Source organism: Streptomyces sp. NPDC093097 (assembly GCF_044754325.1).
In the GTDB taxonomy this organism is placed as follows: Bacteria; Actinomycetota; Actinomycetes; order Streptomycetales; family Streptomycetaceae; genus Streptomyces.
On record NZ_JBIVOW010000017.1, the window covers coordinates 40,827 to 64,072 of the forward strand.

Annotated in this window: 20 protein-coding genes, 1 tRNA gene and 1 pseudogene; 6 read left to right on the top strand and 16 right to left on the bottom strand. The window is 70.7% G+C overall.

Annotation, left to right across the window (positions count from 1 at the left end; genetic code table 11):
* The first annotated feature begins 131 nt into the window (after positions 1 to 131).
* Positions 132 to 1,241 carry a PAC2 family protein gene (locus ACIQE0_RS26120; protein WP_366330897.1) on the top strand — a complete coding sequence of 370 codons (1,110 nt, stop codon included), beginning with the start codon at positions 132 to 134 and terminating at the stop codon, positions 1,239 to 1,241.
* 91 nt (positions 1,242 to 1,332) lie between these two features.
* On the opposite strand, the gene mshC is transcribed toward ACIQE0_RS26120, so the two are convergent.
* The 4 genes from mshC to ACIQE0_RS26140 all read right to left on the bottom strand — a co-directional run bounded on the left by mshC (position 1,333) and on the right by ACIQE0_RS26140 (position 4,986).
* Positions 1,333 to 2,562, bottom strand: coding sequence for a cysteine--1-D-myo-inosityl 2-amino-2-deoxy-alpha-D-glucopyranoside ligase (gene mshC, locus ACIQE0_RS26125; protein WP_402336589.1), 1,230 nt, complete (start codon positions 2,560 to 2,562; stop codon positions 1,333 to 1,335).
* 132 nt (positions 2,563 to 2,694) lie between these two features.
* Positions 2,695 to 3,570, bottom strand: a complete 876-nt coding sequence (locus tag ACIQE0_RS26130) for an SCO1664 family protein (RefSeq protein WP_402336850.1) — start codon at positions 3,568 to 3,570, stop codon at positions 2,695 to 2,697.
* 5 nt (positions 3,571 to 3,575) lie between these two features.
* A complete protein-coding gene (locus tag ACIQE0_RS26135; RefSeq protein ID WP_366330894.1) occupies positions 3,576 to 4,166 on the bottom strand; it encodes a DUF3090 domain-containing protein in 591 nt (196 codons plus the stop codon).
* A gap of 121 nt (positions 4,167 to 4,287) precedes the next feature.
* Entirely contained in the window at positions 4,288 to 4,986 is a 699-nt protein-coding gene (locus tag ACIQE0_RS26140) for a histidine phosphatase family protein (protein ID WP_402336592.1), read from the bottom strand.
* A 135-nt stretch (positions 4,987 to 5,121) separates the two neighbouring features.
* On the opposite strand from ACIQE0_RS26140, the pseudogene ACIQE0_RS26145 reads away from it, so the two are divergent.
* A pseudogene (locus ACIQE0_RS26145) lies at positions 5,122 to 6,105 on the top strand (magnesium and cobalt transport protein CorA).
* A 21-nt stretch (positions 6,106 to 6,126) separates the two neighbouring features.
* Here the strand turns inward: ACIQE0_RS26145 and ACIQE0_RS26150 are convergent.
* Together ACIQE0_RS26150 and ACIQE0_RS26155 are read right to left on the bottom strand one after the other, a co-directional pair.
* Positions 6,127 to 6,915 carry a ferritin-like domain-containing protein gene (locus ACIQE0_RS26150; RefSeq protein ID WP_366330892.1) on the bottom strand — a complete coding sequence of 263 codons (789 nt, stop codon included), beginning with the start codon at positions 6,913 to 6,915 and terminating at the stop codon, positions 6,127 to 6,129.
* Positions 6,916 to 7,171: 256 nt separating this feature from the next.
* Positions 7,172 to 8,227 carry an LLM class F420-dependent oxidoreductase gene (locus ACIQE0_RS26155; RefSeq protein WP_366330891.1) on the bottom strand — a complete coding sequence of 352 codons (1,056 nt, stop codon included), beginning with the start codon at positions 8,225 to 8,227 and terminating at the stop codon, positions 7,172 to 7,174.
* Between the two features lie 160 nt (positions 8,228 to 8,387).
* Here ACIQE0_RS26155 and ACIQE0_RS26160 point away from each other — a divergent pair, with 160 nt between their 5' ends.
* Positions 8,388 to 9,371 carry an aldo/keto reductase gene (locus tag ACIQE0_RS26160; protein ID WP_366330890.1) on the top strand — a complete coding sequence of 328 codons (984 nt, stop codon included), beginning with the start codon at positions 8,388 to 8,390 and terminating at the stop codon, positions 9,369 to 9,371.
* Positions 9,368 to 11,689, top strand: a complete 2,322-nt coding sequence (locus ACIQE0_RS26165) for a helix-hairpin-helix domain-containing protein (protein WP_402336596.1) — start codon at positions 9,368 to 9,370, stop codon at positions 11,687 to 11,689. The genes ACIQE0_RS26160 and ACIQE0_RS26165 overlap by 4 nt, the downstream gene beginning before the upstream one ends.
* Before the next feature lie 29 nt (positions 11,690 to 11,718).
* Here the strand turns inward: ACIQE0_RS26165 and ACIQE0_RS26170 are convergent, their stop codons facing one another.
* Positions 11,719 to 12,402 (bottom strand): hypothetical protein, encoded by a 684-nt coding sequence (locus tag ACIQE0_RS26170; RefSeq protein WP_366330888.1) that lies wholly within the window; start codon positions 12,400 to 12,402, stop codon positions 11,719 to 11,721.
* 47 nt (positions 12,403 to 12,449) lie between these two features.
* Here ACIQE0_RS26170 and ACIQE0_RS26175 point away from each other — a divergent pair, with 47 nt between their 5' ends.
* On the top strand, positions 12,450 to 12,638 hold the full coding sequence (locus ACIQE0_RS26175; RefSeq protein WP_366330887.1) for a DUF5703 family protein: 189 nt from the start codon (positions 12,450 to 12,452) through the stop codon (positions 12,636 to 12,638).
* Positions 12,639 to 12,721: 83 nt separating this feature from the next.
* Here ACIQE0_RS26175 and ACIQE0_RS26180 read toward each other — a convergent pair whose 3' ends face one another.
* The 3 genes from ACIQE0_RS26180 to ACIQE0_RS26190 all read right to left on the bottom strand — a co-directional run bounded on the left by ACIQE0_RS26180 (position 12,722) and on the right by ACIQE0_RS26190 (position 15,532).
* A complete protein-coding gene (locus ACIQE0_RS26180) occupies positions 12,722 to 13,513 on the bottom strand; it encodes a chaplin (RefSeq protein ID WP_366330886.1) in 792 nt (263 codons plus the stop codon).
* A 195-nt stretch (positions 13,514 to 13,708) separates the two neighbouring features.
* Entirely contained in the window at positions 13,709 to 13,942 is a 234-nt protein-coding gene (locus tag ACIQE0_RS26185; RefSeq protein ID WP_366330885.1) for a chaplin, read from the bottom strand.
* A 264-nt stretch (positions 13,943 to 14,206) separates the two neighbouring features.
* Complete coding sequence (locus ACIQE0_RS26190) at positions 14,207 to 15,532, bottom strand: M20/M25/M40 family metallo-hydrolase (RefSeq protein ID WP_402336599.1); 1,326 nt, start codon at positions 15,530 to 15,532, stop codon at positions 14,207 to 14,209.
* A gap of 302 nt (positions 15,533 to 15,834) precedes the next feature.
* Here ACIQE0_RS26190 and ACIQE0_RS26195 point away from each other — a divergent pair.
* A tRNA-Leu gene (locus ACIQE0_RS26195) sits at positions 15,835 to 15,919 on the top strand.
* Positions 15,920 to 16,164: 245 nt separating this feature from the next.
* On the opposite strand, the gene ACIQE0_RS26200 is transcribed toward ACIQE0_RS26195, so the two are convergent.
* The 6 genes from ACIQE0_RS26200 to ACIQE0_RS26225 form a co-directional block, all read right to left on the bottom strand.
* Positions 16,165 to 16,932, bottom strand: coding sequence for an SDR family oxidoreductase (locus tag ACIQE0_RS26200; RefSeq protein ID WP_402336602.1), 768 nt, complete (start codon positions 16,930 to 16,932; stop codon positions 16,165 to 16,167).
* Positions 16,925 to 18,139: an MFS transporter gene (locus tag ACIQE0_RS26205; RefSeq protein ID WP_366330882.1), complete on the bottom strand. Its 1,215-nt coding sequence runs from the start codon at positions 18,137 to 18,139 to the stop codon at positions 16,925 to 16,927. The genes ACIQE0_RS26200 and ACIQE0_RS26205 overlap by 8 nt, the downstream gene beginning before the upstream one ends.
* 91 nt (positions 18,140 to 18,230) lie before the next feature.
* On the bottom strand, positions 18,231 to 19,934 hold the full coding sequence (locus ACIQE0_RS26210; RefSeq protein ID WP_402336605.1) for a thiamine pyrophosphate-binding protein: 1,704 nt from the start codon (positions 19,932 to 19,934) through the stop codon (positions 18,231 to 18,233).
* Complete coding sequence (locus ACIQE0_RS26215) at positions 19,934 to 20,758, bottom strand: phytanoyl-CoA dioxygenase family protein (RefSeq protein ID WP_402336608.1); 825 nt, start codon at positions 20,756 to 20,758, stop codon at positions 19,934 to 19,936. Before ACIQE0_RS26215 ends, ACIQE0_RS26210 begins: the two co-directional genes overlap by 1 nt.
* Positions 20,759 to 20,788: 30 nt before the next feature.
* A complete protein-coding gene (locus ACIQE0_RS26220; RefSeq protein WP_402336612.1) occupies positions 20,789 to 21,661 on the bottom strand; it encodes a fumarylacetoacetate hydrolase family protein in 873 nt (290 codons plus the stop codon).
* Positions 21,662 to 21,665: 4 nt separating this feature from the next.
* Positions 21,666 to 22,700 carry a hypothetical protein gene (locus ACIQE0_RS26225; RefSeq protein WP_366330878.1) on the bottom strand — a complete coding sequence of 345 codons (1,035 nt, stop codon included), beginning with the start codon at positions 22,698 to 22,700 and terminating at the stop codon, positions 21,666 to 21,668.
* Positions 22,701 to 23,246: the final 546 nt, after the last annotated feature.

Here is a 23,246-nt window from a genome sequence, read left to right on the forward strand (position 1 = left end):
CAGGCCGTCCCGTACACCTGCTCGTAAAGGGACTGCGGAACGGCGCCGCTGACGCCGTAGGCTGGGGACCGCACACAACGAAAACGGCAGCCGGCGGCCCACGCGCCCGACCGGCCGGAAGGAGGGGCTGGGTGATCGAGCTGGAGGGCGTGCCCGAGCTGATCGATCCGGTCATGGTGGCCGCGTTCGAGGGCTGGAACGACGCCGGCGACGCCGCCTCCGCCGCGGTCGCCCACCTGGACCGCGAGTGGAAGGGCGAGGTCTTCGCCGCGCTCGACGCCGAGGACTACTACGACTTCCAGGTGAACCGGCCGACGATCTTCATGGAGAACGGCGTCCGCAAGATCACCTGGCCCACGACCCGGCTCTCCGTCGTCCGGATCAGCGACGCGGACGGCAAGGGGAACCCCCGCGACCTGGTCCTGGTCCGCGGTATCGAGCCGAGTATGCGCTGGCGCTCGTTCTGCAACGAACTCCTCGGCTTCGCCCATGAGTTGGGCGTGGAGATGGTGGTGGTGCTGGGCTCGCTGCTGGGCGACACCCCGCACACCCGGCCGGTCCCGGTCAGCGGCGTCAGCTCCGACGCCGACCTGGCCCGCCGGCTGGACCTGGAGGAGTCCCGCTACGAAGGCCCCACGGGCATCGTCGGCATCCTCCAGGAGGCGTGCACCCACGCCGGCGTCCCGGCGGTCAGCCTGTGGGCCGCGGTGCCGCACTACGTCTCCCAGCCGCCCAACCCCAAGGCCACCCTGGCTCTCCTCAACCGCCTGGAGGACCTGCTCGACCTGCGGATCCCGCTCGGCGAGCTGACCGAGGACGCCCGCGCCTGGCAGCTGGGCGTGGACCAACTCGCCGCGGAGGACAGCGAGGTGGCCGAGTACGTCCAGTCGCTGGAGGAGGCCCGGGACACCGCCGAACTGCCGGAGGCGTCCGGCGAGGCCATCGCCCGCGAGTTCGAGCGGTATCTGCGCCGCCGCGATCCGCAGGCCGGCCCCGGGACGGCGACCGAGGGCGGCGTCGCCGACGGCCGGGACGGCTCGTACCGGCGCGACACCGCGGGCGGCCGCCCCCGGCTCCCCCGCACCACGCCCAAGGAGCCGCGCGAGCCACGGCCGCCGGAGGAGTCCGGCGGCCCGGAGGCCGGCGAGGGCCCCGGCAAGCCGGGCGACACCGCGGACCGCGGCCGCACCGAGGGCAGCGGCGACGGCGACGGTCCGGAGGACACCGGCAGCGAGCGCTGACGGGCCGGACGCATCCGGCCCCGGTGGTCCGCAACGACGAAAGGGGCGCCCCCGCCATCCGGCGGGGGCGCCCCTTCGTCCTGTACGTCGCTTACAGCGCCACGCCCAGCAGCGCGTCCACCGCGCGCGAGACGAGCCCGGGAGCGCTCTCGTCCGTGCCGCCGTCGGCCTGCTGGGCCGCGGCCCAGCGGTCCACCGCGGCCAGCGCGGCCGGGGCGTCGAGGTCGTCGGCGAGCGCGGTGCGGATCTCCGCCAGCAGCGCCTCGGCCGGCAGACCGTCCGGGCGGGCGACCGCGGCCCGCCAGCGGGCCAGCCGCGCCTGGGCCTCCTCCAGCACCGCCTCGGTCCACTCCCAGTCACTGCGGTAGTGGTGGGCCAGGAGCGCCAGCCGGATCGCGGCCGGATCGACGCCGTCCCGCCGCAGCGCGGAGACGAAGACCAGGTTGCCCTTGGACTTCGACATCTTCTCGCCGTTCAGGGCGACCATGCCGGCGTGCACATACGCCTTGGCGAAGGGGTGTTCACCGGTCAGCGCCTGGGCGTGCGAGGCGCCCATCTCGTGGTGCGGGAAGGCGAGGTCGGAGCCGCCGCCCTGGACGTCGAAGCCCATGCCCAGGTGCTCCAGGGCGATGGCGACGCACTCGATGTGCCAGCCGGGCCGGCCACGGCCCAGCGAGCCGCCGTCCCAGCTCGGCTCGCCGTCGCGGGCGGCCATCCACAGCATCGGGTCGAGCGGGTTCTTCTTGCCCTCGCGCTCCGGGTCGCCGCCGCGCTCCGCGGACAGCAGCCGCATGGTCTCGGCGTCCAGGCCGGAGACCTCGCCGAAGTGGGCGTCGGAGGCGACCGAGAAGTAGATGTCGCCGTCCAGCTCGTAGGCGGCGCCGGCCTCGCGCAGTCGCTCCACCAGCGGGACGATGCGGGGTATCGCCTCGACGGCGCCTATGTAGTGGCGCGGCGGCAGCATCCGCAGCGCCGTCATGTCCTCGCGGAAGAGGACGGTCTCGCGCTCGGCGAGCGCGGTCCAGTCGACACCGGTCGCCACCGCCCGCTCCAGCAGCGGGTCGTCGACGTCGGTGACGTTCTGCACGTAGTGCACCTGACGCTTCGTGTCGAGCCACACGCGCTGGACGAGGTCGAACGCGTTGTAGGTCGCCGCGTGTCCCATGTGGGTGGCGTCGTACGGCGTGATGCCGCAGACATAGAGGCGGGCGACGGGACCGGGATCGAGGGTCACCCGTCCACCGGTCGCGGTGTCGTGGATCCTCAGGTCGCGGCCCTGACCGGGCAGGGCGGGGACCTCAGAAGCGGGCCATGCATGCATGCCTTGAGCGTAACCGGACGGATGTTCCGTATACGAACCGGAGGGCCTCTCTGGCCGGAAAGGCGGTCTTGCGCTTCACCGCCGGATGTGCCGGAGGCGCAGCGGTGGTTGAGCGGCCGCCGGCGCCCCGGATCAGACCGGCGGCCAGGGGATCGCCGGCCACTCCCCGCTCGGCTCCGGGTGCCGACCGCTGCGCAGCAGCTCCTCGACCCGCGCCCGCAACGCCGTGAGCTCGGTGTCCGTGATCAGTTCGGCCATCCGGGCGGCGAGCGGCGCGGTCTTTGCCAGCCCTGCCGCCAGCCCCCGCAGCACCGCCACGGCCTCGTCGGTCAGCGGCTCCCCGGCCCAGCCCCACAGCAGCGTGCGGAGCTTGTCGGCCGAGTTGAAGGTCACACCGTGGTCGATCGCGAAGAACTCCCCGCCGGCCCCGGGCAGCAGGTGCCCGCCCTTGCGGTCACCGTTGTTGATCACCGCGTCCAGGACGGCCAGCCGCCGCAGCCGGGGGTGGTCGGCGTGCACCAGCAGCGCGGTGCGGCCCGCGCCGATGTCCGCGCGGCCGACCGCCTTCCAGCCCGGCGCCGGCTCGTCCTCGGCGACCAGCGCCAGCAGTTCGGGCACCTCGTCGCCGTCGCCGGGCGGCGCTATCCACTCCTGGACCATGCCGGTGCCGTACGGGCCGTCCCGCAGCACCGTGGTCGGGATCAGGTCCCAGCCACACGCACGGGAGACCTCGTAGGCGGCGACCTCGCGCTGGGCGAGCGTGCCGTCGGGGAAGTCCCACAGCGGGCGCTCGCCGCGGACCGGCTTGTAGACGCAGGCGGCACTGCGCCCGTCGCGTTCGACGGTGCAGTAGAGGACGGCGTTGGAGGCGTCCTGGATCTGGCCGCGGACGGTCAGCTCGCCCTCGGCGAGCAGCGCCGGGGCCAGACTCCCGACGGGCTCGCGGGCGGGCGCCGGCGGCTCCGCCGGCTCCGCGGGGCCGGGCAGCGGTTCGACGGTGGGCTCCATCGGGCTCAGGCGTCCCGCCGGTATCCGTTCTGACGCGGGCATACGTGTCCCTCCGGGTCGAGCGGCAGGCTGCACAGCGGGCACGGCGGGCGGCCGGCGTTGACCACGTCCAGCGCCCGCTTGGCGAACGCCCGGGCCATGGTGCCGGTCAGCCGCACCCGGAGCATCGGCGGGCCGTTCTCGTCGTCCTGGAGCAGCCGCTCCTCGGCGTCGGCGAGGTCCTCGTCGCTGTCGGCCTCCAGCTCGACCAGCGCCTGGGCCTCGACGATCATCCGCTCGTCCTCGCCGTCCCAGGCCAGCGCCATGGTGCCGACCCGGAACTCCTCCTCCACCGGCGCCTGGAGCGGCGCGGTGTCGGCCATCTCGGCCGGGGAGACGGCGGGCACCGGGGCGCTGCCGCCGCTGCGCCGGACCACCTCGTCCAGCAGCTCGTCGATCCGCTCGGCGAGCGCCGCCACCTGGGTCTTCTCCAGGGCGACGCTGGTGGTGCGGCCGCCCGCGGTGGCCTGGAGGAAGAAGCTACGGCGGCCAGGCAGCCCGACCGTACCGGCCACGAAGCGGTCGGGTAGGTCGTAGAAGAACACCTGACGGGACAACGTCCTGCTCCGATTGTCTCGACTGCTTGGGTCAGTGCGGTCGCTGCGTCCTCAAGGTCACTGCGCGGATCACAGGGGCGTCGCGGGCAGCGCCGTCGCACCACCCTACTGCGCCTGCTGATCACGCTGCGCCCGCACCGCCTCCGACGGCCGCGTCCCGCTCGGCCCCCGCCCCGCCGCCGTCCTCGCGGGGCACCAGCGAGGCGAGGTCACCGGTGTCGCCGAGCCGTACAAGGTAGGGACGCAGCCGGGTGTAGCGGATCACGGTCAGCGAGCACGGCTCCACGGAGATCCGCTGGAAGAGGTCGAGATGCAGGCCGAGCGCGTCGGCGACCAGGGACTTGATGATGTCACCGTGCGCGCACATGACATAGGCCGCCTCGGCGCCGGCGGTCTCCTCGACCCGGGCGTTCCAGTCGCGGACCGCGGCCACCGCGCGGGCCTGCATCGCGCGCAGCGACTCGCCGCCGGGGAAGACGGCCGCGGAAGGGTGCTGCTGGACGACCTCCATCAGCGGTTCGTCGGCCAGTTCGGCGAGCTTGCGGCCCGTCCAGTCGCCGTAGTCGCACTCGGTGATCCGCTCCTCGGTCGCAAGGCTCAGCGCGGGGCGGGCGTCCAGCAGCGGCCGCAGGGTCTCCTGGCAGCGCTGCAACGGACTGGCGACGGCCGCGGCCAGCGGGATCCCCGCGAGCCGGGCGGGCAGCGCCGCGGCCTGGGCGGCACCCCGCTCGTCGAGGGCGACGCCGGGGGTCCGGCCGGAGAGCACCCCGGCGGTGTTGGCGGTGGAGCGGCCGTGCCGCACCAGGATCAGCGTGGGCATGACTGCCACCCTAGGCCCTGCCGTCAAGCTCCCGTCCGCCGTCCGGCCCGCCCTCCGGCCAGCCGACGGGACGAGGGGGGCCGGCCCCGGCCGCTTCCCTGGCAGGGACCTGTGCCCCGGGCGAGAACGCCAGGTGTGATCGTGGACTGCGCCCTCTACCGCGAGGGCCGCCGCAAGGAGTGCGCGACGGACTTCTCCCACGCGCTGGACGCGGCGCGGGCGGAGGGCCGCTCCTTCCTGTGGCTGGGCCTGCACGAGCCCACCGAGGGCGAGTTCGACCGGGTCAGCGGCGAGTTCGGACTGCACCCGCTGGCCGCCGAGGACGCCCTCAAGGCGCACCAGCGGCCCAAGCTGGAGGTCTACGACGACTCGCTGTTCATGGTGCTCAAGCCGATCACCTACGACGTGGCGGCCGACACCGTGACCGCCTCGGAGCTGATGGTCTTCGTCGGCGACGCGTTCGTGGTCACCGTCCGGCACGGGACGGCCAGCCCGCTGGCGGTGGTCCGGCGGCGGCTGGAGCAGCACCCGGAGATCCTGCGGCACGGCCCGGGTGCGGTGCTGTACGCGGTCGGCGACGCGGTGGCGGACCACTACATCGAGCTCGCCGCCGAACTCCAGGGAGATCTGGAGGAGTTGGAGGCCGAGGCGTTCGCCCCGGTGGGCCGGGAGACCCGCCACACCGCCGCCCGGATCTATGCGTTCCAGCGGGAGATCCTCGAATTCCGGCGCGCCACCGCCCCGTTGACCGATCCCATGACGCGCCTCCAGGGCCCGGCGTGCCGTTCGTGCACGACCAGGCCCGGCCGTTCTTCCGGGACGTCGGCGACCACCTGACGCGCGCCAACGAGCAGGTGGAGGGCATGGACCGGCTGCTGTCGGACATCCTGGCCGCCCATCTGGCGCAGATGGGGGTCCAGCAGAACGACGACATGCGCAAGATCTCGGCGTGGGCGGCGCCGGCCGCGGTGCCGACCCTGATCGCGGGCGTCTACGGCATGAACTTCGCCCGCATGCCGGAGCTGAAGTGGTCGCTGGGCTACCCGGCGGTCCTGGCGGCGATGGCCGTCATCGAGGTGTCGCTGTACCGGCTTGTTCAAGCGCCGCGGCCGGCTGTGAGGGGCCGCGCCCTGCGGACGCTCAGACGAACTCCGGCGCGGAGGCGGCGGGTCCGCCCAGCGCGTTCCGCCGCTCAGGCATCCGGAGGCTGACCATCCGCCGCCAGCCGAGCAGCCGCTCGTAGCCGTAGAACGCCAGGATCCCGGCCCTGAGCAGTACGGACCTGGCCGCCGGCCACGCCAGGATGCGGCCCATGTGCGCCATCACGGCCAGGCTGACGTCCCGGTGGACGGCGATCTCGGCCAGCGCGCACTCCCGCAGGATCCGCTGGATGGTCCGCCCGTGGCCCACCCGGGCCAGCCGCAGCAGCTCCTCGTGGCAGTACGCGAGGTGGTTCTCCTCGTCGTGGCAGATCATCCGGACCGCCCTGCCCACCTCGGGGTGGTCGCCGAAGTACCCGCGCAGCAGCAGCATCTGCTCCGCCGCGCGCTGCTCGGTGACCCGGCTGTGCGCGAGGTAGGTGAGGACGTCCCGTTCGCCGAGCGGCTCGTCGCGGCGGAGCCGGTCGTGGGACAGGCCGATGCCCCGCCGCTCCAGCAGCATGGTGTAGTCGGTGGCCGCGGGGACCTCGACGGGCGTCAGACCGCGCCTGCGGAGCAGGGCGTGGAAGATGCGGCCGTGCTTGTCCTCGTCGGCGCCGTGCCGGGCGACCTTGGGCGCCAACTCCCGCTGGGACTCCGGAAGCAGTGCGGCGATCCGTCCGTTCTCCCAGCCGCCCTGGGCCTCTCCGCCGGCCGCGATGGAGCAGAAGAGGCGGTAGGCGTCGTCGTCCTCGACGATCTCCTGGAACAGGCTCCTGACCGAGAACATCAGCGTCACCTCCGAACGGACGGGCCCGTGCCGGGCAAGTCAATTCCGGTGTTCCGCCGCCGGCAACCGGGGGCGGCGCCCACCGGGACCGTTCGCCTGATCCTGCCGGGACGGGCCCCGTAACCCGCCCGCCCCTGAGGCGTTGAGTTCCGTGACGGCCGTGGCGGGGAAGACCCCCGAGCCCCCACCACGGCCGCAAGCCCCCTTCAGCCCGGCGCCGCGGCGCCGGGCTTTCGCGTCCCGCGGGACCGACCGGCTATGCCAGTCCGGCGCGCTCCAGCGCCTCGGTGCCCGCGCGCAGCGAGGCCACCCGCTCCTCCAGGGTGAAGCCGGCCGGCGCCAGCGTCAGGGTGGTCACCCCGGCCGCCGCGTACGCCTGCATCCGCTCGGCGATCCGGTCGACCGAACCCAGCAGCGTGGTCTGGTCGATCAGCCGCTCGGGGATCGCGGCGGCGGCGCCGGCCTTGTCCCCGGACAGGTACTTGTCCTGGATCTCGGCGGCCTCCTTCTCGTACCCCATCCGCTGCGCGAGCTGGTTGTAGAAGTTCTGCTTGCGGCTGCCCATGCCTCCGACGTACAGCGCGGTGTACGGGCGGAACTGGTCGGCGAGCGCGCTGACGTCCTTGTCCTCGCCGACGGCCAGCGGGAGGGTGGGGCAGACGTCGAAGCCCTCCATGGTCTTCCCGGCCGCCTCCCGGCCCTCCCGGAGGTGGGAGATCGCGGTGTCCTCCAGGTGGTCGGCGGAGGGGAAGATCAGCAGCGCGCCGTCGGCGATCTCGCCGGTCTGCTTGAGGTTCTTGGGGCCGATCGCGGCGATGTAGAGCGGGATGTGCTCGCGCTGCGGGTGGACGGTGAGCTTCAGCGGCTTGCCGGGGCCGCCGGGCAGCGGCAGCGTCCAGTGCGCGCCCTCGTAGGAGAGCCGCTCGCGGGACATGGCCTTGCGGACGATCTCCACGTACTCCCGGGTGCGGGCCAGCGGCTTGTCGAACTTCACGCCGTACCAGCCCTCGGAGACCTGCGGGCCGGAGACGCCCAGGCCGAGCCGGAAGCGGCCGCCGGAGAGCGAGTCCAGGGTCGCCGCGGTCATCGCGGTCATCGCGGGCGTACGGGCCGGGATCTGGAAGATCGCCGAGCCGACGTCGATGCGCTCGGTCTGCGCGGCCACCCAGGAGAGCACCGAGGGGGCGTCGGAACCGTACGCCTCGGCCGCCCAGCAGACCGCGTAACCGAGGCGGTCGGCCTCCTGCGCCACCGCGAGATTGTCGGAATCCATCCCGGCGCCCCAGTAGCCGAGGTTGATGCCAAGCCTCATGCCGCTCCCCTTACCCATCAGTAACGTCGCTGTTCCGGGGACTCTAGCGCGCGGGTGCGGGGGCCGTCACCAAAGGGCCGGTCCGCACACCCGCCGCCGGCGGCCCGGCCGTTGTCCACAGGTCCCCTGATCACGGGGCGTGGCGCGTAGGGTCTGGCGCATGGAGCAAAGGCACCTCGGCCGCACGGGCCTGCGCGTCTCCCGCCTCGGGCTGGGCACTTTGAACTGGGCCCGCGACACCGGCGAGCAGGACGCCGCCGAGCAGCTCAAGACCTTCTGGGAGGCCGGCGGCACGCTCGTCGACACCGCCGACATCTACGCCGGCGGCGGCGCCGAGTACCTCCTCGGCCGCCTCCTGGAAGGGCTGGTTCCGCGGCAGGACCTGGTGATCGCCACCAAGGCCGGCAGCGTGCTCGCGCCCGACCGCCGGGTCGACGGCTCGCGCCGCCATCTGCTCGCCGCCCTCGACGCCTCCCTGGCGCGCCTGGGCACCGACTACGTCGACCTGTGGCAGCTGCACGCCTTCGACCCGAGCACGCCGCTGGAGGAGACCCTCCAGGCGCTCGACCAGGCGGTGGCCACCGGCCGGGCGCGCTACGTGGGCCTGTCCAACTTCTCCGGCTGGCAGCTCGCCAAGGCCGCCACCTGGCAGCTGGCCGCCCCCGGAGTGCGCAACCGGCTGGCGAGCACGCAGATGGAATACTCCCTGCTCCAGCGCGGCGTCGAGCGGGAGGTGCTGCCCGCCGCCCGGGACCTGGGGCTCGGCCTGCTCCCGTCGTCCCCGTTGGGCCGCGGGGTGCTCACCGGCAAGTACCGCCGCGCCACCCCGATCGACTCCCGCGGCGCCTCGGAGCACCTCGCGGCCTTCGTGGCGCCCTACTTGGACGAGACCGCGCGCCGGATCGTCGACGCGGTCGCCACCGCCGCCGACGGGCTGGCCGTCACGTCCCTCCAGGTCGCGCTCTCCTGGGTCCGCGACCGCCCCGGCGTCACCGCCCCGATCCTCGGCGCCCGCACAGCGCAGCAGCTCAGAGCCTCGTTGTCAGTGGAGGCGCTTAGTCTTCCTGACGAGATCCGCCGGGCGCTGGACGATGTGTCGGCTCCGGTGCACCACTATCCCGACCACGACTGGAGCACGCTGTGAGTACCGACCGCGCCGGCGACAACCCGCCCGAGCAGGAGGCCGCCGCACCCGGTGGCCAGGCGGGCGGCGAGGCCGGCGAGGCACCGCAGCCCGGACCCGCCGCGTCCGTGGCGGCGCTGGCGGCGGCGGTGCGTGCCGTGGAGACCGGGGAGCGCTCCGCCGCCTCGTTCTTCGCCGAGGCGCCGCGGGGCGGCTCGGCCGGAGCCGCCCGCCCGGCGCGAGGCGGCGCCGACGGCCCCGGTCGGGCCCCGCAGCCCGCGCCGGCGGCTCCGGCCCCGGCGCCCGAGGCGGCCGGGCCGCGTCCCGCCGGCCCCCCGCCCCGTCCGGCCGCGCCGGACTCCGGCGCACCGCAGGCCCCGGCCGCCCCCGCGGTCCCCGCGGCCCACCCCGCCGTGGCCGCGGGCCCCGGCGTCGACGGCATCCGACGGGTGCTGGCCGCCGGCGGCGCCCCCGAGGCACTGGCGGAGCGGGCCACCGAGGCGCTCGGCCAGCAGGCCGCCCAGGTGCTGGCCGACGACCCCTGGCAGCTGCTCGCGGTGCCCGGCGTCCGCCCCGACCAGGCCGACAACTTCGCCCGCGCACTGCTCGGCGCCGCCTGCGGGCCGGGCGACGAGCGGCGCGCCCAGGCGCTGATCGGCTGGCTGCTGGAGCAGGCCGCACTCGCCGGCCACTCCGTCCTGGAGCCGTCCGCGCTCCGCGCCGCCCTCGCCCAGCGCGCCGTGCCGGATCCGGACGAGGCCCTCCAGAGCGCCATCGCCGAGGGCGCGGTGCTGGTCTTCCAGGACGCGCTGGAGACCCCGGGCCGCCCCCGCGGCACCGCGGACGACGACGAGGAGCAGCCGGTCCGCGTGCTGCTCGGCCTCGACCGGCTCGCCATGGCCGAGGAGAGCGTCGCCGACGGCCTGGCCCGGCTGCTGAACACCTTCGAGCCCCCGGTGGACGAGGCGGCGCAGAGCACCGACGACGGCGCCGCGGCGGACGACGACGGGACGGACGGCACCGACGACGGCCGGGCGCAGGACGCCGAGGCGGCCGACGGCCCGGAGGGCGAACGGCCCGAGGAGGACGGCGCAGCGGCACCGTCCCGGCCCTCCCCCGCCGCCTGGGAAGCCGCCGCGGCGGCCGCCCCCTCGCCCTCCGCCGCGGAGCTGATCCGGGCCGTCGCGGACAGCGGCCTGGTGGCGCACACCGGCGGCGAGGCGGCCCGCGCCGAGCCCGCCGCGCTGGTCGCCGCGGCCCGCGCCCTCGGGCTGCGGGCGGTCGGCGCCGCCCACACCGCCGACGGCCGCCGACGGCTCGCCGCGCACCTCGCCGAGGCCGCCCCGGAGCCCGCCGGCGCGGAGGCCGCGGTGACCGTCGCCGGCCTGCTGTCCGGCCAGGAGGGCCCGGGCCGGGACGCCGACGGCGCCCTCGCCCTCGATCTGCTCGTCGTCCTGGACGCCCCGCAGTTGGACGTGGAGACCGCCGCCCTGCTCGTCGAATCGCTGGCCGACGGCACGCGCCTGGTGCTCAGCGGCGACCCGGGCGTCCTGTGGTCCGCGGGCCCCGGCCGGCTCTTCGCCGACCTCCTCCAGGCCCGGACCTGCCCCCAAGTCGCCTCCCGTACCCCGGACTTCGGGCCGATCGGCGAGTTGGTGTCCGGCATCGGCATCGGCGAGCTGAGCCAGGTCGAGGCGCCCGGCAAGGAGGTGGTGATCGTCCCGGCGCGGGACGCCGGCGAGGCGGTGCACCGCACGGTCCAGCTGGTCGCCGACTCGGTGCCCAGGGCCCTGGGCATCCCCGCGGACCAGACGCAGGTCATCACGGTCGGCCACGGCGGCGCGGCCGGCACCCGCGCACTGAACTCCGCGCTCAAGGAACGGCTCAACCCCGGCCCCGGCCGGTTCGGCGGCTTCGACCAGGGCGACCGCATCGCCTACTCCCCGGCGCCGGGCCGTACGCTCACGGGCACCGTCACGGGTGCCGACGCCGAGGGCCTGCGCCTGGACTGCGAGGGCACCGCCGTGGTCGTCCCGCGCGAGCAGGTCGGCTCCGGCGCGGTGCGGCACGGCTGGGCGCTCACCGCCCACCAGGCGGCCGGCCGGCGCTGGCCGGCCGCGGTCGTGGTGCTCCCCGGCGACGCCGCCGGCGGCCTGACCCGCTCCTGGGCCTACACCGCCTTCGGCCGGGGCGAACGCCATCTGTCGATCGTCCAGGGCGTGGACCAGGCGCTGCCCCGCGCGATCGCCGAGGTCCCCGCGAAGGAACGCACCACCCGGCTGCGGACGCTGCTGCGCGTCCAGGCCGAGGAGCAGTCGGCGGACACCACCGCGGGCTGACCGCACCGCCCGCCCCGTCGCGCCGTGCCTCACCGACTCCGGTCGGCCGGCTCCAGCAGATCGTCGTCATCGCCGTCGTCGAGCTCCTCGTCGAAGACCGAGCTGACGTCGAAGCGGCACACCACCCGCTGCGGATCGGCCTCGTCGAACGGCGCGGCCAGCCACTCCCCCGGCTCGGCCGGTTCGTCGACGGCGGCCACCCACAGCGTGGAATCGCCCTCCTCCAGGCCGAACTCCTTGTGCCGGGAGGCGATCTCGTCCGGTTCGTACTCCCCGAAGAGCACCCCGAGCGCGGCGTAGACGCTGCTGCCCACCACCGCGGCGGCGTCGTCGGCATGGCCCGCCGCGTCATCGGCGGCGTCCGGGTCCAGGGCCGCGATGCGCTGTGCCTGATGCAGCAGCCGCTGCGGCTTGGCGACGGTGTAGTCGCGCCGGATGAGCACGCTCAGCGCGCTCGGCTCCTCGGGACCGGCATAGGCCGGTAGGCCGTCGTTCCCGGGGATCTCGAAGGGGGTGACCTCGTCGTGGGTGTCGTAGAGCAGCTCGTCATAGGCCTCAGCAGCCGCGGCGAGTTCGTCGAACGCGGCGTAGACGGCCAGGTCGTCCGGCCCCGAGCGGCGTTCGACCGCGTCGAGGTGACGGTCCAGCGCGGCTTTGACCGCCTCAGCGGCGGCACGTACCTCGGCAGCGGAAGGCTGCGCAGCATCAGACATAGTGCAGACGCTATCCGTACCGGGGCCGGTCGCGCACAATAGATGCGATGCCGGAATACGAATTCTGCGATGTGTATGTGCCGCGGGGCGTCTCGCGCAAGGCCGCCACACGCCTGCTGACCGACCATGCCGAGTACGGGCACTGGGAGTTGGACCGACTCCGCCTCAATCCCGACGGCAGTCGCCGGGTGCGGCTGCGCCGCCGGATCATCCGGCAGCCGCGCCCGACGTGGTGAGCGCCGCGCGGAGGTGAGGACAGCAGAGCGGGCCCCGTCAGGGACGGGGCCCGCTCCGTCATGCGGTCACCGAACGCCGGCGCTCACCTGCGAGCGGTACGCGCCCGCCGGTAGAGGACGGCGCCGCCCACCAGCATCCCGGCGCTGAGCGGCACCGCGAAGCCGAGCGCCCCGCCACCGGTCTGCGCGAGCTGCGGCTGCTGCCGCTCGCTGTGCCGCGCCGTGGTCACGACCCGGGCGTGCGGTGCGCCTGCGGTCTGGGTCCGCACGCCGGGGGTCTTCGGCATGACGGACTGCGGCTCGTGCGGATTGCCGGGGCGGTCCGGGTGGTGGCCCTGCTCCCGCGGGTGGCCGGGGCGGTGCGGGTAGTCCGGGCTCGTCGGCGAGACATTGGCGCAATCGTTGCCGAACGCCGGGTTCAGCAGGCCGACCACGTCGACGCTGTTGCCACAGGCGTTGACCGGGACGTCGATCGGTGCCTGGACGGCGTTGCCGGAACCGACGCCGGGCGAATGCGACGCCCCGCCCGCGGCCGTCGCGCCGCCGTGCCCACCGGACGTCTGCCGGTGGTTGCCGCCCTGGTCGTGGCCACGGCCGTCACCGCCGTGGTGACCGTGGCCGTGCCGCCCACCGGAGACGTTCGCGCAGTTGTTGCCGAACGCCGGGTTGAGCAGACCGACCACGTCGACGGTGTTGCCGCACGCGTTGATCGGGACGTTGACCGGGACCTGGACGGCGTTGCCGGACACGACGCCGGGCGAATGCGACGCCCCGCCCGCGGCCGTCGCGTCCGCGTGCGCGTAACCGGTGGCCATGGCGAGCACGCCGCCTGCGGCCGCCACGGTGATCAGGCCTTTTCTTGCGACCTGTCTCATAGTCTTCCCCTGCCTTGTGCCTTACAGGAATGCCGGCGGATGGCAATCCACGGAGGTGAGGTCACGCTCCGCGGACTGTCTCTTGGGGAGGTTCACCCGCCCGCGAAAATACCCAGAGGCTCCGGAATGCCACAGGGACGTTCCGGAGCCATACCGGGCCCGACCCTTAGTGGGTCGAATACACCATCAATAACGTCAGCGGTTCACACAGGTGTTGCCGAAGGCCGGGTTCAGCAGACCGATCAGGGAGACGGTGTTGCCGCAGACGTTCACCGGAACGTGTACCGGCACCTGGATGACGTTGCCGGAGACCACACCCGGGGAGTGCACCGCGGCACCCTGGGCTCCGGAGTCGGCAACAGCCAGGCCGGCACCGGTCATGACGAGACCACCGGCGACCGCAGCAGCGGCGACAACCTTCTTGATCATGAATCCTCCTTGTAGGCAATGCGGTCCCAGCCGCGGACCACAATCACCCCAACGAAACCGGGCCGTTGAAGCTACGAACACATCGCAACATTCACTCTTTCCAGCGAAGTCGACGAGAACGGCAGGAAATTCACGTCGACTTCGCTCTCCCGGTATGCGCGAAGCGCCCGCCGACTGCCCCGAAAAACCGTTTCACCACCGGTATTCGGCGCACCTCGGCATTCCTTGGCGACGGCCCGCAACGGGCGCGCCGACGCGGAGCGGTCAGCTCTGGTCGATGAACCGGTCGAGCACCCGCACGCCGAACTTCAGCCCGTCCACCGGCACTCGCTCGTCGACGCCGTGGAACATCCCGGCGAAGTCCAGCTCCGGCGGCAGCTTCAGCGGCGCGAACCCGAACCCGCGGATGCCGAGGTCGTCGAAGGACTTGGCGTCCGTCCCCGCGGAGAGCATGTAGGGCACGGCCCGCGCGATCGGGTCCTCGGCCTGGAGCGCCGACTGCATGGCGTCCACCAGGGCGCCGTCGAAGGTGGTCTCCAACGCCTTGTCCGCGTGCACGTCCTCGCGCCGGACCCGCGGCCCCAGGGTCCGGTCCAGGTCCGCCAGGAACTCCTCCTCGAAGCCCGGCAGGAAGCGGCCGTCCACATGCGCGGTGGCCTCGCCCGGAATCACATTGATCTTGTAACCGGCGCCCAGCTGCGTGGGGTTGGCGGTGTTCCGCAGCGAGGCGCCGATCAGCTTGGCGATGCCGCCCAGCTTGGCCAGCGTCTCGTCCATGTTCTCCGGGTCCAGCTCGGTGCCCAGCGCATCCCCGAGCTCGTCCAGGAAGGCCCGCAGCGTCTTGGTCACCCGCACCGGGAACTCGTACCGGCCCAACCGGCCGACCGCCTCGGAGAGTTCGGTGATCGCGTTGTCCCGGTGGATCATCGAACCGTGCCCGGCCGAACCGGCCACGGTCAGCTTCATCCAGTGCATGCCCTTCTGGGCCGTCTCGATCAGGTACAGCCGCAGGTTCTCGTTGACGGTGAACGAGAAGCCGCCGACCTCACTGATCGCCTCGGTCACGCCCTCGAAGAGCTCGGGGTGGTTGTCGACGAGGTAGCGGGCGCCGTAGGTGCCGCCGGCCTCCTCGTCCGCGAGGAACGCCAGCACGATGTCCCGCGGGGGCTTGCGGCCGGTGCGCAGCCGGTCGCGCACCACGGCCAGCGTCATCGCGTCCATGTCCTTCATGTCGACCGCGCCGCGGCCCCAGACGCACCCGTCCGCGATCTCCCCGGAGAACGGGTGGTGGGTCCAGTCGTCGGCGTTGGCCGGCACCACGTCGGTGTGCCCGTGGATCAGCAGGGCCGGCCGCGAGCGGTCCTCGCCCTCGATCCGCGCGACGGTCGAGGCGCGTCCCTTGTGCGACTCGAAGATCTTCGGCTCCAGGCCGACCTCGGCGAGCTTCTCCGCGACGTACTCGGCGGCGACGCGCTCCCCCGGCCCCGAGTGGTCGCCGAAGTTGCTGGTGTCGATCCTGATCAGATCGCGGCACAGATCGACGACCTCGTCCTCGCCGGTGATCGTCCGGGCCGACTGTGATTCGCTCATGCCGAAACCTCGTTTCGCCCGGCCCCGCATGTGCGGTGGCCGCACCCTTCCATGGTTCGCTCGCGCAGCTCGCTCACAGTGCCTCCTCATGGTTCAGGGCCGCGGCGCACCCGAGGGCCTCCGCGGCGGGGTCCACCGCCATCCTCCCCCTCGTGCGCGCTCCACCCAAGGCCGCAATACTCCCGACATGCCCTGGTCACAGGCCCGCGTCCAGGTCGGAGCACGCGTGATCGACCACCCCCGAACGTTTGCTATTGTTTTCCTCGTCGGAACGGCCCAGGGGCCGGAAAGACAGACACCTTGTCCGGGTGGCGGAATGGCAGACGCGCTAGCTTGAGGTGCTAGTGCCCTTTATCGGGCGTGGGGGTTCAAGTCCCCCCTCGGACACAGACGGCAGACGTTGCCCGTTCTTCGGGCGGCAGCCAACGAACAACCGCTCTCGGCCTTCGGTCGGGGGCGGTTGTTCGTTTGTGTACCCGCGGTCCGCGGGGGCGGCGGGCGTGCGTCCGGACCGGGCCGTACCGATGGCACGGCCCGGTCCGGTGGCTCCGTCGGGCGTCCGTGGTCGAGGCGGTCCGGTCTCCGTCAGGGAGACGCGGGGCCGCTCGTCGACCCGCCTCGGCGTCCCGGCCTCACAGCGCGGTGGTCATCCCGCCGTCGCACCGGAAGGCCGAACCGGTGAGGTAGTCCGCCCGCCCCGAACACAGGAAGGCCGCGAGCTCCCCGACGTCCTCCGGGGTGCCGTACCGGCCCACCGGGATGCGGCTCTCCGCGCCCTTGCGGACCTCGTCGGCTTCGATGCCCCGCTCGCGCGCACGTGCCGCGTCGACCGCGTTGACCCGGGGGGTGTCGATACGGCCGGGGATGATCGAGTTGACCGTGATCCCCTCGGGCGCCAGCTCGTTCGCCAGCAGCTTCAGGTAGGAGTTCACGGCGGAACGGATCACCGACGAGACGGCGAGTTCGTCGATGGGGGCGATCACCGAGCTTGAGGAGACGTACAGCAGCCGGCCCCATTGCTGGGACTTCATGCCGTCGACGACCGCGGAGACGACCTGTTGCAGCGACAGGAACATCGAGCCGTAGGCGCTGGCGAAATCGTCCGATGTCGCGGTGGAGATACGCCCCGGCCGATACCCCGGGCCGTTGAGCACGACGACGTCGAAGCTCCTGCCGTGCCTCAGGAGCGTGTCTGCGACCTTCTCCGGATGGCAGAGGTCGAGGCCGATACCGGAGGCGCTCGGTATGCCGGCGGCGCCGATGCTCTCCGCCGTCCTAGCGGCTCGGTCCGGATCGCGGCTGGTGATCGTCACCTCCGCCCCGTGTGCGGCGAAGGACTGCGCTATTCCCCGGCCGATACCGGAAGTCCCGCCCAGCACCAGGGCAGTTCTCTTATGCACTGACCGTTTCCTTTCGATCCGTGCCCTTTCGGTTCGCGGCCGCGGTGAGTGCGAAGAGCACAAGCAGCGCCAGCGCAAACCCGACGAAGATCAGCACGATGGAGGTGAATCCGGCGATGTACACGTTGTCGAACACCACCAGCAGCACGCCGGTGAAGAACATCTTGATGGCGCCCTGTACCGCGCTGGCCGCGCCGCGTGCCGTTTCCACCGTCGTCATGCTCAGGGTCAGGGTCAGCGGCGCCATCACACCGCAGGTGAATCCGAGCGCGACGGAGAACAGACCGATCTTCACCAGACTGCTGTCCAGGCCCGAGAACGCCGAGACCGCGAAGACCACCAGATAGACCGCGAGACCCGCGCTATAGGTGCTCTTCGGCGACCAGCGGATCCAACTGTTGAAGAACGAGCCGCAGATGATGGACACCGAGTACAGGATGTAGAACAGGCTGTTGCCGACCGGGCTGATCCCCAGCGCGTGGAAAGCGAAAGGAGTTGTCGCGTAGAACGCGATGGTGAAGGCGAAGATCAGCGCCGAGGCGATGCTGTACGACGTGAAGTTGACGTTTTTCAGCACCGAGGTGTACGCCTGCACCTTCCCCGTCCGATCATGACTGCGCGCCGATTCCGGGTGGGTTTCCGGCATCAGGAACGCAATCATGATCAGACCTGCGACGATCGCCACCGAGAACAGCAGGAACTGGAGGTGCCAGCCGAAGCGGATACCGATGAAGCTACCGACCAGCGGGGCCAGCGAGGGCGACAACTGACTGGCCATCGAGAAGTACGAGAAGGCCTTCCGCAGCTTCCCGGGCTCCTGCAGGGTGTCGACGATCAGCGCTCGGGAGATCACGGTACAGGCGGCCGTGCCCAGGGCCGTGAGGACGCGGGAGATGTCCAGTACGACGATGCTGTGGGCGGTGTACCCCAGGAACAGCCCCACTGCTGCGACACCGAGCCCCGTCGTCAGGGCTATCTTCCGTCCCTTGGCGTCAGAGAGACTTCCGTAGAAGAACTGAGCCAGTCCGAGCACCACCATGTAGAGCACGATGAGGTTCTTGATGGTGCCCTGACTGACCGACAAGTCCTTCTGGATCAGCGGGAGGGAGGGGTTGAAGAAATCAACCGCCATCAACCCGATGACGACACTGAAGAACGCAAAGAACAGTACGCGCAGTTCGTTGCTCGTAAACTTCGCACCAGACATCTCCGCTACTTACCTCATTGTTGTTGCAGCACGCATCGCAGATCCGTGCCAGGGGTGGTTCTGACGTGCTTCCGGTGGGCCCGAGGACGTTCTACTGAGCATCGCTCCCACTTCTCGACTTGGCGAAGGACGTCAGGTTTTCCCGATACGACTGGGCGGGCGTGCCGGCATCACGGTCGACCATGATGTGCAGCACATAGACCCCGTCGTCGTCCTTGATCTTTTGGGCCACGGTGTCCAGTTCGTCGAGCGTCCGCACGCGGAATCCCGCCGCGCCGACGGACTCGGCGAACTTGACCCAGTCGTGAGCCGGCAGAACGCTCAGCTCCGGAAGATTGTTTTTGTTGTTCATGTACGTCGCGCCGTACGACGAGTTGTCGAAGATCGCGAAAATGATGTTCCTGCGGTACCGGACGGCGGTCTGGATCTCCATCCCGTTCATCAGGGCGCAGCCGTCACCGGTGATGACGAGGCAGCCCTCTTCCCGGGCGTAGGAAATACCGATCGCCGCGCCGAAAGCCCAGCCCATGACGCCCATGGTGGTGCTGGAGTGGAAACCGGCGTCGATGTGCGTCGTCCAATAGTGCGTCGCGAAGGACCGGTGGTTTCCCGAATCCGCTATGCACACCCGGTCTTTCAGCCACTTGTTCAGGCACCGCACCGCGCGGGCCGGGTGCAGGGCGTCGACGTCGTCGGGAACGGGCTCGTGCAGCGGGACGGTCTCGACGCGTTCGCGCACCGCCGCGTTTCCGGCGAAGGCCGTGCCGGCCAGAGTGGTCTCCCAGTGCCGCAGGAAGGCCAGTTCGTCGCAGAGGAGCGTTTCGGAGCCGGGCACGAAGTTGCCGATGTCCTCGATCGACGAGGTCACTTCGATGATGTTCCGCGCCCCGGAGAGGCCGGGATCCCAGGCGTTGGTGTTCCACTGCGAGGGCCGGCAGCCCAGCAAAAGCACGGTCTCCGGGGGATTGCGCGCGAAGAGGTCGACGGCCCGCAGGTTGGCCGAATACCCGAACACCCCGACGCTGTTGGGGTGGCTCTCGGTGAAAGCCCCCTTCGCGTCGATGGTGGAGCCGACGAGGATGTCGTGGGATTCGGACAGGCGGGTCAGCAGCTTCCGCACGTCCCGCTTGTTGGCGTGGGAGCCCACCAGTACGGCGACACTCGCCGACTCGTTGATCCTCGTGATCACGCGGTCGAGATCCGCCTGGTCGCAGCTCGTGTGCGACGAGGTCAACGCGCGCATGCTGACGGCGGATTCGTCGGTCTCCGCGAAGAGCACGTCCGCGGCATAGGACAGATACACCGGTCGCGTCGGACAGGCCGCGAGGCTCCTCAGCGTGGTGTTCCAGTAGCGGATCGGATGTCCCGCGCTCCGCGCCTGGAGCGATGAACTCGTCACCGGGGCCAGCAGCGCCGCCATGTCCAGGCCCGTCGGCGTCACGTCCTGGAGTGCGTCACGGGCGTCGAATCCCCGGGGAATGTGGCCCGACAGCAACACGACGGGCGAGCGGTCCGCCTGCGCGTTGACCAGTCCCCCGACGGCGTTGGCCACACCCGGTCCGTCCAGGGCGATGGCCACGCCGAACTTCTCCGAGGCCCTGGCATATCCGTCGGCCATCGCCGCCGCGCCGCCCTCGGCGGCGGCGATCACCGGTGCTATCCGGGGGTGCCCCTGCTCGTCCCCCTGACGGTAGTTGGACATATAGGCATTGATCATCTTCCCCGGGACCATGAAGAAGGCCGATATGCCCTCGTCCCCGAGAGAATCCAGGATCACGCGCGACACGTTGGGCATCAGCGTGCGTCCTGTTCCACGATGTCGGCGAACCCGCGGTACTCAAGGCCCTCCGGGAAGACCGGTTTCCCGCAGGATTCCTCGATGAGTTCGCGGGTGATGTGGGGCAGGTCCGCGAAGTAGTTCGTCGCCTTGTGGTTGGTGAAGTCCGAGATGTGCAGCTTCTCGGTCAACCGGGCGCGCAGGTATTTCAGGTAGTCCTGGGTGACCGCCTCGTCGGTGGAGAAGGTCCACTGCAGCGCGAGCCGGTCGACATCGCTCTCGACCTGCGGCTGGGTGCCGCGGTGCACATCCCGGTAGTCGAAGATCACCAGGTCGCCCGCCTTGTTCTGCACCGTGTCCTGGGGCACGAACTCATGGCTGCGGATGAGCTCTTCGCGCTCGTCGCGGGGCAGCAGATGGCTCGACGGGACGATGTCCGCGCCACCGCCGTTGACCGGATCGTTGTCCTGCAAGTAGACGTTGAACATCAGGATCGCGGGAAAGTCACCGGGCTTGTTCACCGGCTTCGAGAGCATGCGGTCGTCTATGTGCCAGTTGATGACCAGCTGCTTGCGGACGGTGAAGTTCGGATACATCAGCAGCGGTCCGACCTTGTCGTTGAGGTCGGCCACCATCGCGTAGAACTTCTCGGAGAAAAGCGCCTTCTTGAGCTCTTCGCTCTCCAGCAGCCGGCTCGGCGGCATCGTGCCGCCGACCTCACTGGTAAGGACCTTCTGGGACACCTCACGCAGGCTTTGCACGGTCTCCTGGTCGAGGTAGCCCTCGATCACGCAATAACCCTTTTTGGTGAAGTCATCGAAGTGCTTGGCGTCAAACACCATGTGTCCAATCCCTTCTCGTGAGTACGACGGCTACGCGGCTTCGACGGGGTGTTCCAGTACGCCGATACCGGAGACTTCCGCGCGAACGGTGTCGCCGGGGGAAATCACCGTGGCTCCCGGGGTGCCGGTGGAGATCACCGTGCCGGCCGGGAGCGTACGGCCGGCCGAGAAGTACTCGAGAATCTGTGCCGGATTGAACTTCATGGCACTGACGGTGTTCCGCGAGATCAGCTCGTCGTTCCGGTACGTGGAGATGCTGATGTCGCCGAGGTCGCCGTGCTTTTCCTGGTCCCGCAGCACGAGGGACGGTCCGACGCTGCAGAAGGCGTCAAAGCCCTTGCACCAGGCGATGTACCGGAGGTTCTTCCGCAGGGCGTCCTCGGCCGTCATGTCGATGACGGTGGTGAACCCGAGGATGTAGTCGAACGCCTCGTCCGCCGACACGTTCTTCGCCGCCTTGCCCAGCACGATTCCCAGCTCCCCTTCGGCGGTGACGCGAGAGGACTGTGTGGGAATCTTGATGGCGCCGCCGTTGGGGATCACGCAGCTGTACGGGCGCGAGTACGAGCCCGGGAACGGCGGTTGTTCGGCTTCCAGATCGTTGGCGTGCGCGGCGAAATTGAGTCCCACACCCCAGATCTGAGGTATGGAGGTGAACAGCAGGGAATCCGACAGCGAGACCTGACCGATCGCTATGCTCTCCCGGCCGGCGGCGCGGAGTTCGTGGAACTTCTCGACCAGCGGCGACAGCTTCTCCAGCGCGATGAGCTGTGCCAGATCGATCGGCAGCGGCTCCTTCAGCTCGCTCGCCAATGCCCGGACGGACGCCTGGTATCCCTCGCCGTCTTCGATGATGAGGTCGGGCTGCCGCTCGAATACCTGGGGGTAGACCTTCAGGTTCACGTTGTTACTCCGATTCCGGGAAAGACTTCGCGATGGCCTCGATGTCCTTGCGTGACAGATCCCGCCGGTACGCCTCCGGCTTCACCGCGTTCATCAACTCGGTCCGGCTGATCGCGTACGTCTCGGACGCGTCGGCGATGGCGGGGAAGTACTTGGAGTGGAGTCCGTACAGCGCGCCGAGAACCTGGAGTTCACGGTCCGTCCTGATCGTTTCGAGGCGCGAGACGCAGTACTCGCTGGTGTGGGCGAGCGCGTCCGTGTGGTAGACGCGCTTGCCTTCCTGCAGCTCCAGGGCGGCGGCCATCTGCTCCAGGACGGCGTTGCCGGCGTCCCTGCCCAGTCCCGCCAGCGTGCAGTCCACGATCGAGGCGCCGTTGTCCGCCGCGGCCAGGGAGTTCGCGTTGGCCAGGCCCAGGTTGTTGTGTCCGTGGAAGCCCAGGGGCGTCTTGAGCTGACGCGCCGCCGCGCTGTAGAGGCGGGCCGTGCGGTCCGGGAGGAACTGCCCGACCGAGTCGACGAAGTACAGGCCGTCCAGGTCGCAGGAGTTCTCTATCCGGGTGGCGATCTCTATGGATTCGTCGATCTCGCACACATGGGACTTCATCAGGTTGACGAAGACCGTCAGGCCGAGTTCCTTGCCGCGGGCGACGAAGTCGTAGACCTGCTCGTACGAGGTGATGTCGGCGCCGATACGGGCGAATTTCATCCCGGCGTCCGCCATCGGCTCCAGATCCGATACGGCGGCCAGATTCGCCTGCGCGAACATGCCCCAGCGGCAGTCCGCGGGCAGCAGGCGGTTGGCGATGTCGCACCACTCCAGGTCGGAGATGTTCGATTCGGCGATCAGATGGCCCTTGAGCCCCAGGCCATGGCCGACCTCAATCCACTCCAGACCTGCGGAACTCACGCTGCTGAGTATGGTCTCGACGGTCTTGAGGTCGAAGTGGAAATTGACCGAGTAGGCGCCGTCACGAACCGTGCAGTCCATGATCGTGTGGTGCTCCGGCTCCGGGAAAAGCGGCGTGCGATGCTCGTTCATTGGCACTCCTTCTTCTTGTTGATACGCATCGATGTCACGGGGTGTGCATTGCATATGCGCAGAACAGAGGTGAGAACCATGCGGCAGATTTCGAAGATCTGCCTTGGCGTCAGCGTCGCTAGCGGGAGACAAGATACAGCCTGATTCTGCCGGGGCAATGGCAGGGATTTTGCCGCACGGCGGCAAGGAGCGGTCGGCACGCCGAATTGTTCGCGTCGTGCCGGGAATCAAGAGAAAAACTGATGTGGACGAGGAAGTACTTACACCGCTTCCTCCACCCCTGAGGGCGTCGCGGCATCCGTGCCGGCGGAGCGTGCGTCCGCGGCACGGTCCTCAGAGCGCATCACTCCGGCACGGCAGGAGGAACTCCCGCTTTGCGCGGGAATCCAAGTCCACCAGGACGGCGGTGCCACAGGGAGCGAATGAGCCGCTTCCGCATGGCGGGCCGGTCGTTCCCCCCGAGCGTGGCAAAAACGTCGTTCCGACGTGCGCCGGCATCGGAGTCGCCTTGACGGCGCAGAGTCCCGGACGGGGCTCTGCGCTAAG